Raw genomic sequence first — 13121 nt, 5'->3', positions numbered from 1 at the left:
CGGCGCGATACTGACGGCGAAAAAGCGCCCCGAAATCCACGGGAGTTGAATTTATGACAGAGTATGAAATGTTCTGTCGGATCTGCAAATACAAGAGAACAGGAAAATCGCGATGAAACAGCATGGCGAGACGGAGCCCAAAATCGCCGAGATTTCCGTCACCTCCACCCTGCTGCGTACGATCGGTCTTGTCGGACTCACGATCGTTCTGGCGTGCCTGATCCGTTTCGTGCCGTTCCTTGGGCATGGAGTCCAATGGGTCGCAGGGACAGATGCATGGCAATCGCTTTATGCCCTGTTCGGGATCGATAGCAGTCTCGGACGCGAGCAACTCATTCTGGTCGGGATCATGCTCAGCTGTTTTGTGGTGGCGCTCGGGATACAGGCCTTGACGGTCGTCGTTTCCGGGAAGATTCGTGCTTCACGTCGTCGGGGGGGATGAATTGCCGGTTCGGGGTGTGAACAGGGCGATACCCGTCAGACCAAGCCAGGACGCCATGACAAGCGTTCCTCCATAGGGAGCCATGAACCCGAAATCCGGCCCGGCGAGCGCCTTGAGAACAACGGGGATGACAAAAACCAGCGTGCCGAGCGCCATGGGCCAGGCCACGAAGCGCATCGTGTTGCGACCGGCGAGGGAAAGGGCCAGAAGCGCAAATGTGTGCCACATGAGCATCTCGATGCCGTGGGACAGCATGGTTCTCCCGCCCTGGATGAAGGCGCTATCCGGGAGGTGGGCACCGAGCGCAGCGAGGGCGACACCGCAGCAGCCAGAGAGACCGCAAAAACCCGTGATAAGGCGTTGCCAGGTCATCATGGGCAAGACACTTTCCTGATCGAGTGAGGAACCGGACACAAGCCCGGCACCTTACAGTCTATCCCGTCAATGCAAAGAAAGAATGAGGTCGGAACGATGAGACATGGTTTGTGGACGATGGCAGCTCTTTTTCCCCTTTGTGCCTGTACACCGGCCTATCCGCGTCTTCCCCCCTTGCCAGACAAGGCCCCCCCTTTCACCACCGCCGATGCGGCTTTCCTTCAGCAGGCGAATGAGCATGATCTTGCCCAAATCGCTTTCGGCAAGCTGACGAGCGATCACGCCCGTTCTCCTGAGATCAAGGATAATGGCACGCAGGTTGTGAAAGATTACGAGGCGCATCGCAAAAGCCTGTCGACGCTGGCAGGAAAACACGATCTGACGCTGACAACGACGCTGCTTGCCGATGATCAGGCGAAACTGGATCGTCTCTCCAAACTGCATGGCAAATCATTCGACCGCGCCTACATGACCGCGCTACGCGACGAGTCCCAGTCTTCGGGCGCAGCCATCGCCTCTGTTTTCACGACGACGAAAGACAGTGACGTCAAGACATCGGCTACCGATCTGCAGAAACTCGACCAGCGCTATATTTCTGCCGCCTATAGCTGGCTTCCACAGATCGCCACGCGCCGACACAAGACCGGCCAGAAATGAAAGCCCGTATCATGAAGACTGATCTCCAAGGGCGGGACAGATGAGCGTCCGTCTTGATCGCATCGTCACCAGAGGCGGCGATACCGGAGAGACCTCGCTTGGAGACGGGCAGCGCGTTCGCAAGGATGATCCGCTGATCGAAGCCATGGGCACGGTGGATGAACTCAATGCGATATTGGGTATCGTCCGCCTGCACTGCTCTGAGCATGACCAGTTGGCACTGATACAGAACACGCTCTTCGATATAGGCGCGATACTCTGCATTCCGGCACGTGAGGACGGAGATACTTTCCTGCTCGAAGCATGCGCGGCTCTCGAGGGCGCTGTCGAGGAACTCCGTCGTGATCAGGCGCCGTTGAAGAGTTTCATCCTGCCGGGGGGCTCAGCAGGGGCAAGCTGGGCGCATATGGCGAGGGTCGTGGCCAGAAGGGCGGAGCGCGACCTGGTGGCTCTAGATCAGAAACGGCTCGCGGGGGTACTTCGCTACATGAACAGGCTGAGCGATTACTTCTTCGTTCTCGCCCGACACGAAAACAGGTCGGGGCAGGACGACATTCTCTGGCGGCCTCGGCAAGCACGTCACTGAGGCGTCGATCATGCCGGGCTGGAGGATGGGCATGGACACGGAACATCGGATTATGTAGACTTATGGAGTACTATTGGGGATGACATCACAAGTTTTTGTGATATGAGACCTGATGCTGGCCAGCACGGCCACTTTCCTTCGACAGTTCGTTTCCTGCCTCAAGCATCGGATTATCGGTGATTGTAGTGCGGAAAATATACCTGGAATATGGGAAGTCATTCCGGGAAATTTGCGCGATTTTTACAGCCAGAAAGATGGCAGGAACCAAGTAAAAAACGGGATGGAGTATTGTAGCGCCGGGTTCCGCTCCTCGTGACAAGGAGAACGAACTGGTATACGAGACACGCCAAGGCTCCCATCCTCGGAAGAGTAGAATAAGAGCGCTTCTGGTCAATCTCGCCAGAGCAAATGTGAAAACCGAATTTCTTCAGACCAAATTGGGCGAAACAACGTGAGTATAGACTCAGATTTTCTGAATAAAGATCAAAGTCTCGATACAGAAATTAACGAAGATTCATTGCGTCAGGCTCTGGAGCGTTTAGGGGCCAAGGGAAATAAACGGCCCGTTGCTATTAGCCACAAAAAATCTCTCCCTGATCAGCGTCGTCGTCGCTTCGTTCAGGAAGGGCAGGTTATTGTCGAGCATCATCAGGCTTCGCGCACTGCGCAACGACTGGCTTCTCCGCAGTCGGACGAACAGGGCGAAGAGATCAGCCGTTTGCGAAACCTGCTGAAGGTGGAGCAGCGCCGCGCCGAGGACGCGCAACGCGACCTGAGTGACGCCAATACCCAGCTTCGCACCCTCGAAACTCACCTTGTGCATGAGAAACTGCACGTGACTGAGCTCAAGACGAAATGCGCCGAGGCGGAGCAAGCTCTTCTCGAGGCGCAGGTGCAGCTTACCCGCCTGCGTGAGGACGCCGCCGTCCAGAAACGTGTGGCGGAGAAAGAGGCCAGCGTGACAGAGGCACTCGGCCAGAAGAAAAGGGGTCCGGGTCGGCCTCCGCTCGTGCGCAAGGTCGAGACGGGCGCGGATGAGCAGGAGCCTGTCCGCTGGTGGAAAGACTGAATTCCAGACAGAGCGGATACCGCGGGTGTTACGACCCGCTTCGGCCTGGATAAATGGTGCGCCTGCTTTGGGTCACACGCCGACGTCTTCCAACAGGGCCTGGAATGATCCCATCAGGCCGGACGATCTGGGAGCGGACCTGACCCGTGTCCGCCGAACGGCCTCAGCAAACCTCCTTGCCATAGCAGGTCGGTGATACAAGGTGGGTCAAACTGGGCGGCTTGCTTTGCGCAGCGCTAGCGCGAACCAGATCAGGCAAAGCGCGAACGCCCCAATCCCTGCAATCCCGGAAAAACCATCACCCACTGGTATCGCGAGCAGATCACCGTGACCGGTCATACCGCTGAGCACGGCAATCACCACGCCGACAAGGCTCTCACCAACAATGAAGCCTGACGCGATCATGGTGCCGGTACTGTCATCGCCATGGGATTGCGGGTGCGCCATGCGATCGAACAGGCGACCGATAACGGCTCCGATGGCGATGGTCACCGAGACATCGGCTGGCAGGTAGATTCCCATGCCGACAGCGAGCGGGGGCAGTGCAAGCTTCCGGAGCTTGAGAAGACGGTCGATCAGAATGAGCGCGACGCCAATCGCTGCCCCGATCAGGATCATGGTCCAGTCGAGATCATGCAGCAAAATACCCCGGGCGATATCCACCATCAGTGCAGGTTGCGGGGCAGCAAGGGCGCGTGACGGATCCATGCCGGGACGCGGCAGGGTGCCGACAAACCCGTAGGCCTGATAAAGCACGTTCAGAACAGGCGGGATGACGAGTGCCCCGACGACACAACCGATCAGTAGCACCACCTCCTGCTTCCACGGTGAGGCGCCGACAATCTGGCCTGTCTTGAGGTCCTGAAGATTGTCGTTCGAGATCGCGGCCGAACCTGTGAGCGCAGTCAACACGAACAGGACATAGGCGATGGCGACATGCTGGTCATGGGCGGTCATCGCATCCGGGACCAGATGCAGCGCTTCGAGCCCCATCAGGGCCATGCACAGCGCGACCACGCTGATGATGGAGATGCCTGAAATCGGGGAGGAGGAAGACCCGATGATCCCCGCCATATAGCCGCACGCGCTGGCAACCAGAAAGCCGATGAACAGGCAGGCGCCAAGACCAAGTGCCAGCATGACCAGAAGCAGCGCGTTATGGCTGGTGACCGGCCAGAGAAACAGGGAAAAGAGCACACCAAGCCCGAGGATGAGCGCACCGAGCAGGGCGTTCATGACTGGCGGGGGGAGGTCGCGATCGGTCTCGTCGAGTGCCGCGCGATGGGTCTGTGAGAAAGCTTCGCGCAGGCCACGCGATACGGGGCCGAGAAGGGAGAAAACCGTCCAGCACGCAGCAATCGCAATCGTGCCGGCGCCCATGAATCGCACCTTGTGGACCCAGAGCCCTGTAGCAAAACTTCCATTATCCAGCCCGGCGGGGTGTGGCGTGATGGCGCTCAGCCAGGGCACGGCAATGCCCCAGCCGATAATGACGCCACCCAGCATGGCCAGGCCTCCGGTCAGCCCGACCAGATAGCCTGTTCCGACCAGAGCCAGGGAATAAGCGCCCTGTACGCGAAAAATCGAGGGGCCAAAGGCAAGCGTCGCGCTCCATCCATCGCGGATGACGCGCAGTCCCGTGCTCAGGAAAGTCAGCGCGGCTGCGATAGCGCTGCCGCGCATCAGGGCGGAGAGCGCCTGCTGGTTGCCCTCAGGCGAGGCAACACGCAGGATTTCGGCGCAGGCGACCCCCTCGGGATAGGGCAGGGCGCTATGAGTGACCAGCGCGCGCCTGAGCGGGATGGTAAAGAGAACGCCCGTTGCTCCGCCGAGCAGGGTGATGAAAAAACTCTGCCAGAACGGAAAGCCGCTCCAGAATCCGATCATGACCAGCCCCGGTATGGTCGCGAACACGCAGCTCAGCGTGCCTGCCGCCGAGGCCTGGGTCTGCACCAGATTGTTTTCCAGAATGGTGTTGCCCCCCAGCGCACGCAGTACCGCCATCGAAATGACGGTTGCCGGAATGGAAGACGCGAAGGTGAGGCCGATCTTGAGGCCCAGATAGACATTGGAGGCAGTGAAGATGACGGTAATCAGGGTGCCGAGAATGAGCCCCCGAATGGTTAATTCCCGCGTCGCCTGATTCATGCCGTCTCTCTGTCTCGCTAGCGTAAGGAACAGGTCCTACGACGAAGCGGTCAGAAACGAAAGACGAAGTTGGACTGGTAATAACTTCCGCTCTTGCCCCCTGCCGCACGCAGCCCGTCCGAGCCGATGAAACGGGCACCATATTGCGTCCATGTCAGATGGCGATTGAGCTGCAGCGTTAGTGACGCCTGGGGCACAACCCCGACAAAGCCACCATGCAGGTTCGTGAGACTATAGGCACCTGATGGGCCATAGATCGCGTCATTCGTTGATTCTCGCCAGAAAAAGGGTGCCTTGAACTGAAGGCTGAGCCAATTGCGGGGGGTGAGGCGGATGACTGGCGAGAGACTGACCAGATTGCTGGGGGCGATATAGGTTGTGGTGTCCAGATAATTCGTCTGCGGGTTGAAGGGAGCAATATAGGTGCCAACCGATCCGCTGTTCCGGCGCGATGAGCCGCCCGAATACAGATCCGCCTGAACGCCGAGAAACGGATGGAGAGGGGAAGGCGTATGACGATAACCCGCAATCGCGTTGAAGGCATAAGCCGAGACGTCGCGGTTCTGACCGGTACGGTTCAGCTCGAAACTCCCCCCCTGATAAAGGCCGCCCACTGAGAACTCGAAAGAGGGCGCCCCGCCATACCAGCGAAACCCGTAGTTCTGGCGCGCCGTCGTTCCGGCCAGTGTGGTGCGGTTATAGGGGAGGGCGGCCGAGCTGCCCGCTACGCGAAAAGCGATCAGGAACACGTCGAGGAAGGACGAGACTCGCTCTGCCCCCAGCGAGAAGGAGGGGGGCGCCCAGGTCAGATCCAGCCCGTGCAGCCGCGTGCTCCAGTCCACGCGATCATGAAACATCTTGTTGAAATTGATATTCGTCCCGACGAAGTCATAGACATCGGCGCGTAGCCGCGGCCAGACCGCGTAGCCGCGCACGCCATTCCAGGCGAGGGGGATATTCGGCGTTTCGCGATTGTACAGAATATAGGAAGGCGCATCGAGGAATTGCTGCCTCCCGATCATCAGCCCTGTTTTGGCCCCGGCCAGCTTTGACCGGAGCTCGACAAAACCCTGCTGCAGATCGAGTCGCTTGCGGAACGTCCCATTATAGCCAAACCCGCCCCAGCCCGCGGCATCGCCATTCACCAACTGGCCGAAGAATCGCACATGCTCGCCCAGATGAAGATCGGCACCATAGAGATTGCGTACGGCGAAGCGGCCGGAGCCGGCGGGGCCGCGCGTTCCCAGAAAAGGGGCTTCTTCCGACCAGTTACGCAGCCGGGTTTCGCCGGAGAGGGTGAGCCACCAGCGGCCATTGTGCGTGAGCGGGATGAATTTCAAAGGGTCGAACAGATCGTCATGACGGCGTCTGTCGCGGAGAAAGGACCAGTCTTCGGCCCAGGGGGCCACGCCATAGCGCCCGATCGGGCCGAAGCCGGCCGATTCACCGTTTCCCCGGGTGAAGACCCCCCAATCGCCCTGGGTGCCATGGGGAGGCTTGTTCTGGAGAGGGGTGACGCGCCGGGGCTGTCCGACCGGTCCGGCATGAGGAAAGTTCTGGATTTCCGGACGGGCCGTACCGTTGACGGTCACATGCTCTTCCGCAGCTGTCGGGTCGATCAGCCCGGGTTTGCCGGCTGCTGGCCGTACGATCCCGGGGGTGTCGGTCGAGGCGCCCTGCGCGGTATCTGTTGCGCCCTGCGCTGCACAAGGGGCCACGCCTGCAAGCAGAATGAAGGCGGGCAGGACGTGGGATGAGCGCATGTGGAGTGTTCCGGAGACGAAAGGTTCCCCAGAGTAGCAGAATAAAACAACATGACAACGTGTTTTTATATAAACACGCTCATATATGGTGATTTAGTTCGTGTGCAGCGTGAACTCGGCCGGGCGCAAATGGGTCTGGTTGTAATCGAGCTGCTCATGGCTCAGCTGGAAGCCGACCTTAAGCGCGTAATTCGTCTGCTGCAGGTCAGGCGACGCGGGGACATCGATCAGGCGTACCGGGGTACGGAGCGATACGGTGGACTGGTTTCCCGCGAAGGAGACCGGCACCTCGAACTCCTTCTTGTCGATGATCTTGCCGTCACGAAGCACCGCGACGAAATAGGGCAGCACGATATCCTGTCCGCTCGAAGCCGGGCCACGTTCGACCGTAATCCCGAGGCTGAGTTTCGTGCGGACGATTTTCTTGGGTCCCGCCTCGCAATTGCCCGTGAGCCCGCTCATGCCGGCATGGGTCACGAGGCTGCCAGCATCCAGGCCCTTGCCATCGTATTGATAGAAGTCCGCGGCCTGGCTGAGGATCTCGACAGGAGGGCAGATAGGCGCAAAGGCGCTCTCGTCATCCTGATTACAGGCTGTCAGGCCGATGCCCGTGCCCATGAGGGCAAGGAGGGGAAGGAACTGGCGGGCGGATCTGGTCATCAACAAGGCTCTTTGTCTATTCACCGGTGCGCAAACCAGGCACGGTATGGTAAGAAGGTGACACGACGCAGAATGAACATGCAATCGCGGGCTTGCATACTGGCAAGGGGTTGCGTAGCTCCCATATGCGAGCCCATATCGCGACACGTTGCATCATTCGTCATGCGTGCTGCCTTGGGGCTTGTTCGCATATACCGCCTGCCGTGAGATTGGGGAACACCATGCCCGACACCTTGACCACTTCACGCCCGCAAGAGACCTCGGAGCAGGCGTCCGGGGCACAAACGCTTCGCGTTCTTCTGGCCGGGCCCCGTGGCTTCTGTGCTGGCGTGGACCGGGCCATTCGCGTGGTGGAAGAAGCCATCCGACGCTATGGCGCGCCTGTCTATGTGCGCCACGAGATCGTGCATAACCGTACGGTTGTCGAGAACCTGGAAGAGCAGGGCGCGATCTTCGTTGAGGAACTCGATGAGGTTCCTGCCGATGGCCATGTCGTGTTCTCGGCGCATGGTGTGCCCAAATCGGTTCCGGCTGAGGCGCAGCGTCGCAATCTGCTTTATCTGGATGCCACCTGCCCGCTGGTGTCGAAGGTGCATCGCGAAGCCGAGCGTCATTTTGCCGGAGGCGGGCCGGACGCGCGCCATATCCTCATGATCGGCCATGCGGGCCATCCGGAAGTGGTCGGCACGATGGGTCAGCTGCCCAATGGGGCCGTGACCCTCATCAATGATGCGGAAGAGGCCCGTACGGTCCAGCCGGAAGACCCTTCGCGTCTCGCCTTCATTACCCAGACGACCCTCTCTGTGGACGATACCTCCGAAATCGTCGCGATCCTGCGTGAGCGCTTCCCGCTCATCGAAGGGCCGAAGAAGGAGGACATCTGCTACGCCACCACGAACCGTCAGGAAGCGGTCAAGGCCATTGCGCCGGAAAGCGACCTGGTGATCGTGATCGGGTCCCCCAACTCCTCGAATTCGCAGCGTCTGCGTGAAGTGGCCGAACGTTCCGGCGCCAAGCGGGCCCTGCTCGTGCCGAAGCTTGCGGCACTGGACTGGAGCGTGCTCGAGGGCGTTTCCACAGTCGGGATCACGGCTGGTGCCTCGGCGCCGGAATCGCTGGTTCAGGAAATGGTCGATGCGCTTTCGACGCGGTACAAGCTCGCGATTGAGGAGCGTATCGTGAAGAAGGAAAACGTGGCCTTCCGCCTGCCGAGCCCGCTCGGCGAGCCGGTCTGAGGGCTGGCGGCATTTCCATGAACGCTTCGTCCGCCGCCTGACTCCATGGCGGTCTATACAAACATCCCGCCGGAAGAGCTCGAAGCCTTTCTGGCGGAATACGATCTTGGCCCCCTCAAACGGGTGGACGGGATTGCCGAGGGTGTCGAGAACACCAATTATCTGATCGAGACCGAGGCCGGTCGCGCCATTCTCACGCTTTATGAGAAGCGGGTGCGTGAGGAAGAGCTCCCCTGGTTCCTTGGTCTCATGCAGCATCTCGCGCGCCGAGGGCTGAAATGCCCGACACCGGTGATCGCGCGCGACGGTGTCGCCTTGCGCCGTCTGATGGACAGACCAGCTGCGATCACGACGTTCCTTACCGGTCGTCCAATCGAGACAATCACGGCTTCGGCCTGCTTCAGCCTGGGGCAGTCGCTCGCGCGCATGCATCTTCTGGGTGACGGATTCAGGGCGCATCGCCCGAACAGTCTCGGTCCGGATGCCTGGCGCCCTCTGCTGAACTCCTGCCACGGTGCCGCAGACACGGTGCAGCCCGGTCTGACCGCAGAACTCGAGAACGCTATCAGCGAGGTTCTGGCCGCCTGGCCCGCGTCGGGTAGCCTGCCCGTGGGGCAGATTCATGCCGACCTTTTTCCCGATAATGCGTTTTTCGAGCGGGGAAATGTCTCAGGCCTGATCGATTTCTACTTCGCCTGTACCGATCTTCTGGCCTATGACCTCGCCATCTGCCTCAATGCCTGGTGTTTTCCCGATGAGCGTACACCCGATGCAGCTCTGATGGCGGGGCTGATGGGCGGATACCAGTCCATTCGCCCGCTGGCGGCGGAAGAGAAAGCTGCACTCCCCGCGCTGGTACAGGGAGCGTCTATACGCTTTCTCCTGACCCGTCTCTATGACTGGGTGAACACACCGGTCGATGCCATCGTCACGCGCAAGGACCCGCTGGCCTATCACCATCGTCTGGTCGCATGGCGAGCGGATGCAAGAGGGTTGCTCCATGTCTGAGGAAGCAAAGGCGGAACTGCCCGAGGATGCGCCCGTCGTGGAAATCTGGACCGATGGAGGGTGCAAACCCAATCCGGGACCGGGTGGCTGGGGCGCGCTTTTATGTTCCAAGGGGCATGAGCGCGAACTCTCGGGTGGTGAGAGCGAGACCACCAATAACCGTATGGAACTGACCGCTGCCGCCGAGGCTCTGGAAGCGCTCAAGCGTCCCTGCAAGGTGACCCTGCACACCGACAGCGAATATCTGCGCAATGGCATCACGCGCTGGCATACAGGCTGGGTGAGACGCAACTGGCGCAATGCTGCGGGAGATCCGGTAAAGAATCTCGACCTGTGGCAGCGCATCCTGGCTGCGGAAAAACAGCATCAGGTGACCTGGCTCTGGGTGCGCGGTCACAGTGGCGACGTGAATAACGAACGCGTCGACCAGCTTGCCACTGCGGCACGCCAGGCCCGCGAGAACGGCTGATCGAGATTCCTGCGGACAGGCTGCCTGGCCGCAGGGAAAACGGGTTCAGACCGACAGGCAGATACGATGCGCAATGTCGGTTGCGTTATCTGCATCCTGCATCAGACCCAGAAGCTTCAGCTCATCCACATATTGTTCCACCTGGATGCGCAGTGGGTGACCGGTCACGGGATGGCTGGCGATCTCGCGCTCGAGCATGCCCCTTGCATCTTCAGGCGCGTCCTTGTCCTTCAGCCATAGCTGCGCGAGTTCATCCTTGTGGACGGGGAACTCATGCTGCGCATCGCTGAGAGCGGCGGTCAATGCGGCGGCAAGTCCCGGATCCTGTGTCAGGGCCTTGGTGGCGATGCCAAGCGTCAGGTCAATGCGCTCACGCTCCGCGCCCGTCATGCTGTCGAGCATGTTCCAGCTCACCCCGCGTGTTTCCTGCAGGATTCGCCATCCCATGGGGTCATGGACGGCGACGGCATCGAGTTCCCCCGCTCGCAGGGAATCCGCCATATCATCTGCGGCAATGGCGACCCAATGTACCGAATCGGTAGGATGCAGACCGCGCCGCCGAAGCTGGATACTGACGAATCGTCGATCGGCGCCTTCGAGACTCACGACACCAATTTTCCGGCCTGCCAGATCGGCCACCTTGTGCAGATGCAGATCGCGCCTCACCAGCAAGCGATAACTGCCCCCCCGGATTCCACAAGCCAGACGAGTGGGAAGTTCGTCGGCATCGTCCTGATAGAGAACCGGAAGCCAGTCCAGCAGGGGGCTTAGGGCGGCATCGGCGCGGCCATTCACCACGGCATCGATGGCGCTGTTGCCTCCGCTCGTCTCGACGATATCCACGGTCAGATCATAGCGCCCGAAGAGGCCCTGCTGGCAGAGCCAGAGCAGCGGATCGTAGTCCGGGTCAGGCCAGGCCAGCCGGATATGGCGCTTCTTCCCGTCTGTCGCGATCTGCTTGCGATGATGAAAAACATGGCGCGATTGCAAGGCGGTAGCGAGAATGATGCCGCCTGCACCCATGAGGAGAAGACGACGGGAAGGCGCTGCCATCAGAAGAAAAACTCCATATGCAAAAAAAATGACAAAGGGGGGTTTACCCCAGGAAAAGCTTTCGCTAGATAGTGCCTCGCCGGTCCCGAATAGCTCAGTTGGTAGAGCAAGCGACTGTTAATCGCTGGGTCGTAGGTTCGAGTCCTACTTCGGGAGCCAGGCATTTTCCCTTCACATTACTGTTCATCAGGCCTGATCGTATCGAGGCGATCCAGCGTCCATAGACGCGGGAACATCCTGATCCAGAGCCCGGCCACGATCAGCGTGCCGATACCGCCCGCGACAACGGCCGCCTCTGTGCCGATCGCTGTCGCGAGCATACCGCTCTCGAATTCCCCAAGCTGATTGCTCGACCCGATAAACAGCATGTTCACGGCCGAAACACGCCCGCGCATGCCGTCGGGCGTGGCGAGTTGGGTGAGCGCACCGCGTACAACCACGCTCACCACATCGGCCGCACCCAGCACAGCAAGGGAGAGCACAGACAGCGCCAAAGAGTGCGAAACCCCAAACACGATCGTTGCAATGCCGAAAATCCCGACCGAGGCAAACATGATCGGGCCTGCATGCGACTTCAGCGGATAACGTGCCAGAACAAGCGACCCCAGGAGCGCTCCGACGGCAGGTGAGGCCCTGAGAATGCCCAGACCGATAGGGCCGAGATGCAGGATATCATCGGCGTATACGGGAAGCATGGCCGTTGCCCCTCCGAGCAGCACCGCGAAGAGATCGAGTGAGATGGCCCCCAGCAGGTCACGGCGCCGACGCAGAAACGCGATGCCGCCAAAAAGCGATTCGAGGCTCATGGGGGAGCGGTTGCCTGCGTAGGGCTTGAGCTTGAGCAGTGAGGTCGAAATGAGCGCGATGCTGAAGCCGCAGGCGCAGGTCAGGTAGCAGAAATCCGCGCCAAGGCCGTAAAGAAGGCCGCCAAGAGACGGCCCGATGATGGAGGCTGTCTGGAACAACGATGCCGAAAGCGCCGCCGCTCGTGGGAACTGGGCGGGTGTGGCAATGGAGGGCAGGAAGGTCTGCTGGCAGGGGCCTTCAAACGAGCGCAGGGCACCAAAACATGCGACCAGCACATACAGCGCCCAGGGGGCGAGCTGACCCAACATTGTCGCAATGGCCATGACCAGCGCCCCGAAGATCTCGATGGCCTGGCAGATCTGCACGATGCGCTTGCGATTATACCGGTCGGCCACATGCCCCGAGATGAAAACCAGAGCCAACATGGGCAGAAATTGTGCAAGGCCAATCAGGCCGAGTGCGGTGACGCTGTGGGTGAGGGCGTAGGTCTGCCATGCGACGGCAACCGCCAGAACCTGCGCTGAAAGTGCGGAGAGTGTCCGTCCGGCGAGGAAAGGACGTAACCCGATGATGGCATTCAGCGCATCGGATTGTTGGGCGGAAGAGGAGGGGGGAGATGAAGGCTCGGGCATCGTCTCTACTATAAGCAGAGCGCCTTCCCCTGCGCCACGGGCTGATCGGATAACAATGAGCAGGACGATACGCCCGTTGAGCGAAATCCCGCCTGCGTGTTGCCTCCGGAATGGGACGGGATGCGTCATTCTTCCGGCGCGAGGAAAACAATGGACCTTCGGACTAAGGTTGCGAGGTCCGACCAAGCTCCAGCCAGTTGGATGATTGCATTTCACA

The 13121-nt window shown here is 60.1% G+C and carries 14 protein-coding genes and 1 tRNA gene; 8 read left to right on the top strand and 7 right to left on the bottom strand.

Features of this window, described 5'->3' with window-relative positions; translation table 11 throughout:
- The first annotated feature begins 112 nt into the window (after positions 1–112).
- Positions 113–442, top strand: a complete 330-nt coding sequence (locus AA0535_RS06600) for a hypothetical protein (protein WP_264815142.1) — start codon at positions 113–115, stop codon at positions 440–442.
- Here AA0535_RS06600 and AA0535_RS06595 read toward each other — a convergent pair.
- Entirely contained in the window at positions 422–817 is a 396-nt protein-coding gene (locus AA0535_RS06595) for a DUF423 domain-containing protein (protein ID WP_264815141.1), read from the bottom strand. The two genes, AA0535_RS06600 and AA0535_RS06595, sit on opposite strands and share 21 nt — an antisense overlap.
- Positions 818–913: 96 nt before the next feature.
- On the opposite strand from AA0535_RS06595, the gene AA0535_RS06590 reads away from it, so the two are divergent.
- Together AA0535_RS06590 and AA0535_RS06585 are read left to right on the top strand one after the other, a co-directional pair.
- Entirely contained in the window at positions 914–1474 is a 561-nt protein-coding gene (locus AA0535_RS06590; protein WP_264815140.1) for a DUF4142 domain-containing protein, read from the top strand.
- 40 nt (positions 1475–1514) lie between these two features.
- On the top strand, positions 1515–2060 hold the full coding sequence (locus tag AA0535_RS06585) for a cob(I)yrinic acid a,c-diamide adenosyltransferase (protein ID WP_264815139.1): 546 nt from the start codon (positions 1515–1517) through the stop codon (positions 2058–2060).
- A 538-nt stretch (positions 2061–2598) separates the two neighbouring features.
- On the opposite strand, the gene AA0535_RS06580 is transcribed toward AA0535_RS06585, so the two are convergent.
- Positions 2599–2895: a hypothetical protein gene (locus AA0535_RS06580; protein ID WP_264815138.1), complete on the bottom strand. Its 297-nt coding sequence runs from the start codon at positions 2893–2895 to the stop codon at positions 2599–2601.
- On the opposite strand from AA0535_RS06580, the gene AA0535_RS06575 reads away from it, so the two are divergent.
- Positions 2896–3129, top strand: a complete 234-nt coding sequence (locus tag AA0535_RS06575; protein WP_264815137.1) for a hypothetical protein — start codon at positions 2896–2898, stop codon at positions 3127–3129.
- Between the two features lie 207 nt (positions 3130–3336).
- Here the strand turns inward: AA0535_RS06575 and AA0535_RS06570 are convergent, their stop codons facing one another.
- The 3 genes from AA0535_RS06570 to AA0535_RS06560 form a co-directional block, all read right to left on the bottom strand.
- Positions 3337–5277, bottom strand: coding sequence for an OPT family oligopeptide transporter (locus AA0535_RS06570; protein ID WP_264815136.1), 1941 nt, complete (start codon positions 5275–5277; stop codon positions 3337–3339).
- Positions 5278–5327: 50 nt separating this feature from the next.
- Positions 5328–7040 carry an alginate export family protein gene (locus AA0535_RS06565; protein WP_264815135.1) on the bottom strand — a complete coding sequence of 571 codons (1713 nt, stop codon included), beginning with the start codon at positions 7038–7040 and terminating at the stop codon, positions 5328–5330.
- Positions 7041–7133: 93 nt separating this feature from the next.
- Positions 7134–7700, bottom strand: coding sequence for a hypothetical protein (locus AA0535_RS06560; RefSeq protein WP_264815134.1), 567 nt, complete (start codon positions 7698–7700; stop codon positions 7134–7136).
- Between the two features lie 221 nt (positions 7701–7921).
- On the opposite strand from AA0535_RS06560, the gene ispH reads away from it, so the two are divergent.
- From ispH to rnhA, 3 genes are read left to right on the top strand one after another with little or no spacing between them, the layout of a single operon-like run.
- Positions 7922–8935 (top strand): 4-hydroxy-3-methylbut-2-enyl diphosphate reductase, encoded by a 1014-nt coding sequence (gene ispH / locus AA0535_RS06555; RefSeq protein ID WP_127103564.1) that lies wholly within the window; start codon positions 7922–7924, stop codon positions 8933–8935.
- 45 nt (positions 8936–8980) lie between these two features.
- A complete protein-coding gene (gene thrB, locus AA0535_RS06550; protein WP_264815133.1) occupies positions 8981–9943 on the top strand; it encodes a homoserine kinase in 963 nt (320 codons plus the stop codon).
- Complete coding sequence (rnhA, locus tag AA0535_RS06545) at positions 9936–10412, top strand: ribonuclease HI (RefSeq protein WP_264815132.1); 477 nt, start codon at positions 9936–9938, stop codon at positions 10410–10412. Before thrB ends, rnhA begins: the two co-directional genes overlap by 8 nt.
- A gap of 45 nt (positions 10413–10457) precedes the next feature.
- Here the strand turns inward: rnhA and AA0535_RS06540 are convergent, their stop codons facing one another.
- Positions 10458–11465 (bottom strand): ABC transporter substrate-binding protein, encoded by a 1008-nt coding sequence (locus tag AA0535_RS06540; protein ID WP_264815130.1) that lies wholly within the window; start codon positions 11463–11465, stop codon positions 10458–10460.
- 83 nt (positions 11466–11548) lie between these two features.
- On the opposite strand from AA0535_RS06540, the gene AA0535_RS06535 reads away from it, so the two are divergent.
- A tRNA-Asn gene (locus tag AA0535_RS06535) sits at positions 11549–11624 on the top strand.
- A 17-nt stretch (positions 11625–11641) separates the two neighbouring features.
- On the opposite strand, the gene AA0535_RS06530 is transcribed toward AA0535_RS06535, so the two are convergent.
- The gene (locus AA0535_RS06530; protein ID WP_264815175.1) at positions 11642–12904 is read right to left on the bottom strand and encodes an MFS transporter; all 1263 of its coding nucleotides are present in this window, start codon (positions 12902–12904) and stop codon (positions 11642–11644) included.
- Positions 12905–13121: the final 217 nt, after the last annotated feature.

Origin of the sequence: Asaia krungthepensis NRIC 0535 (assembly GCF_025995175.1) — a bacterium.
GTDB lineage: Bacteria > Pseudomonadota > Alphaproteobacteria > Acetobacterales > Acetobacteraceae > Asaia > Asaia krungthepensis.
Note: the sequence above shows the minus strand (reverse complement) of the source record. Positions and strands in the feature narration are given on the sequence as shown.

What these genes read in the sequence shown, in the direction of transcription:
- AA0535_RS06595 (WP_264815141.1), bottom strand. Translation starts at nt 817, where the DNA reads ATGATGACCTGGCAACGCCTTATCACGGGTTTTTGCGGTCTCTCTGGC.
- AA0535_RS06565 (WP_264815135.1), bottom strand. Translation starts at nt 7,040, where the DNA reads ATGCGCTCATCCCACGTCCTGCCCGCCTTCATTCTGCTTGCAGGCGTG.
- AA0535_RS06540 (WP_264815130.1), bottom strand. Translation starts at nt 11,465, where the DNA reads ATGGCAGCGCCTTCCCGTCGTCTTCTCCTCATGGGTGCAGGCGGCATC.
- AA0535_RS06585 (WP_264815139.1), top strand. Translation starts at nt 1,515, where the DNA reads ATGAGCGTCCGTCTTGATCGCATCGTCACCAGAGGCGGCGATACCGGA.
- thrB (WP_264815133.1), top strand. Translation starts at nt 8,981, where the DNA reads ATGGCGGTCTATACAAACATCCCGCCGGAAGAGCTCGAAGCCTTTCTG.
- ispH (WP_127103564.1), top strand. Translation starts at nt 7,922, where the DNA reads ATGCCCGACACCTTGACCACTTCACGCCCGCAAGAGACCTCGGAGCAG.
- AA0535_RS06530 (WP_264815175.1), bottom strand. Translation starts at nt 12,904, where the DNA reads ATGCCCGAGCCTTCATCTCCCCCCTCCTCTTCCGCCCAACAATCCGAT.
- AA0535_RS06570 (WP_264815136.1), bottom strand. Translation starts at nt 5,277, where the DNA reads ATGAATCAGGCGACGCGGGAATTAACCATTCGGGGGCTCATTCTCGGC.
- AA0535_RS06590 (WP_264815140.1), top strand. Translation starts at nt 914, where the DNA reads ATGAGACATGGTTTGTGGACGATGGCAGCTCTTTTTCCCCTTTGTGCC.
- rnhA (WP_264815132.1), top strand. Translation starts at nt 9,936, where the DNA reads ATGTCTGAGGAAGCAAAGGCGGAACTGCCCGAGGATGCGCCCGTCGTG.
- AA0535_RS06560 (WP_264815134.1), bottom strand. Translation starts at nt 7,700, where the DNA reads ATGACCAGATCCGCCCGCCAGTTCCTTCCCCTCCTTGCCCTCATGGGC.
- AA0535_RS06600 (WP_264815142.1), top strand. Translation starts at nt 113, where the DNA reads ATGAAACAGCATGGCGAGACGGAGCCCAAAATCGCCGAGATTTCCGTC.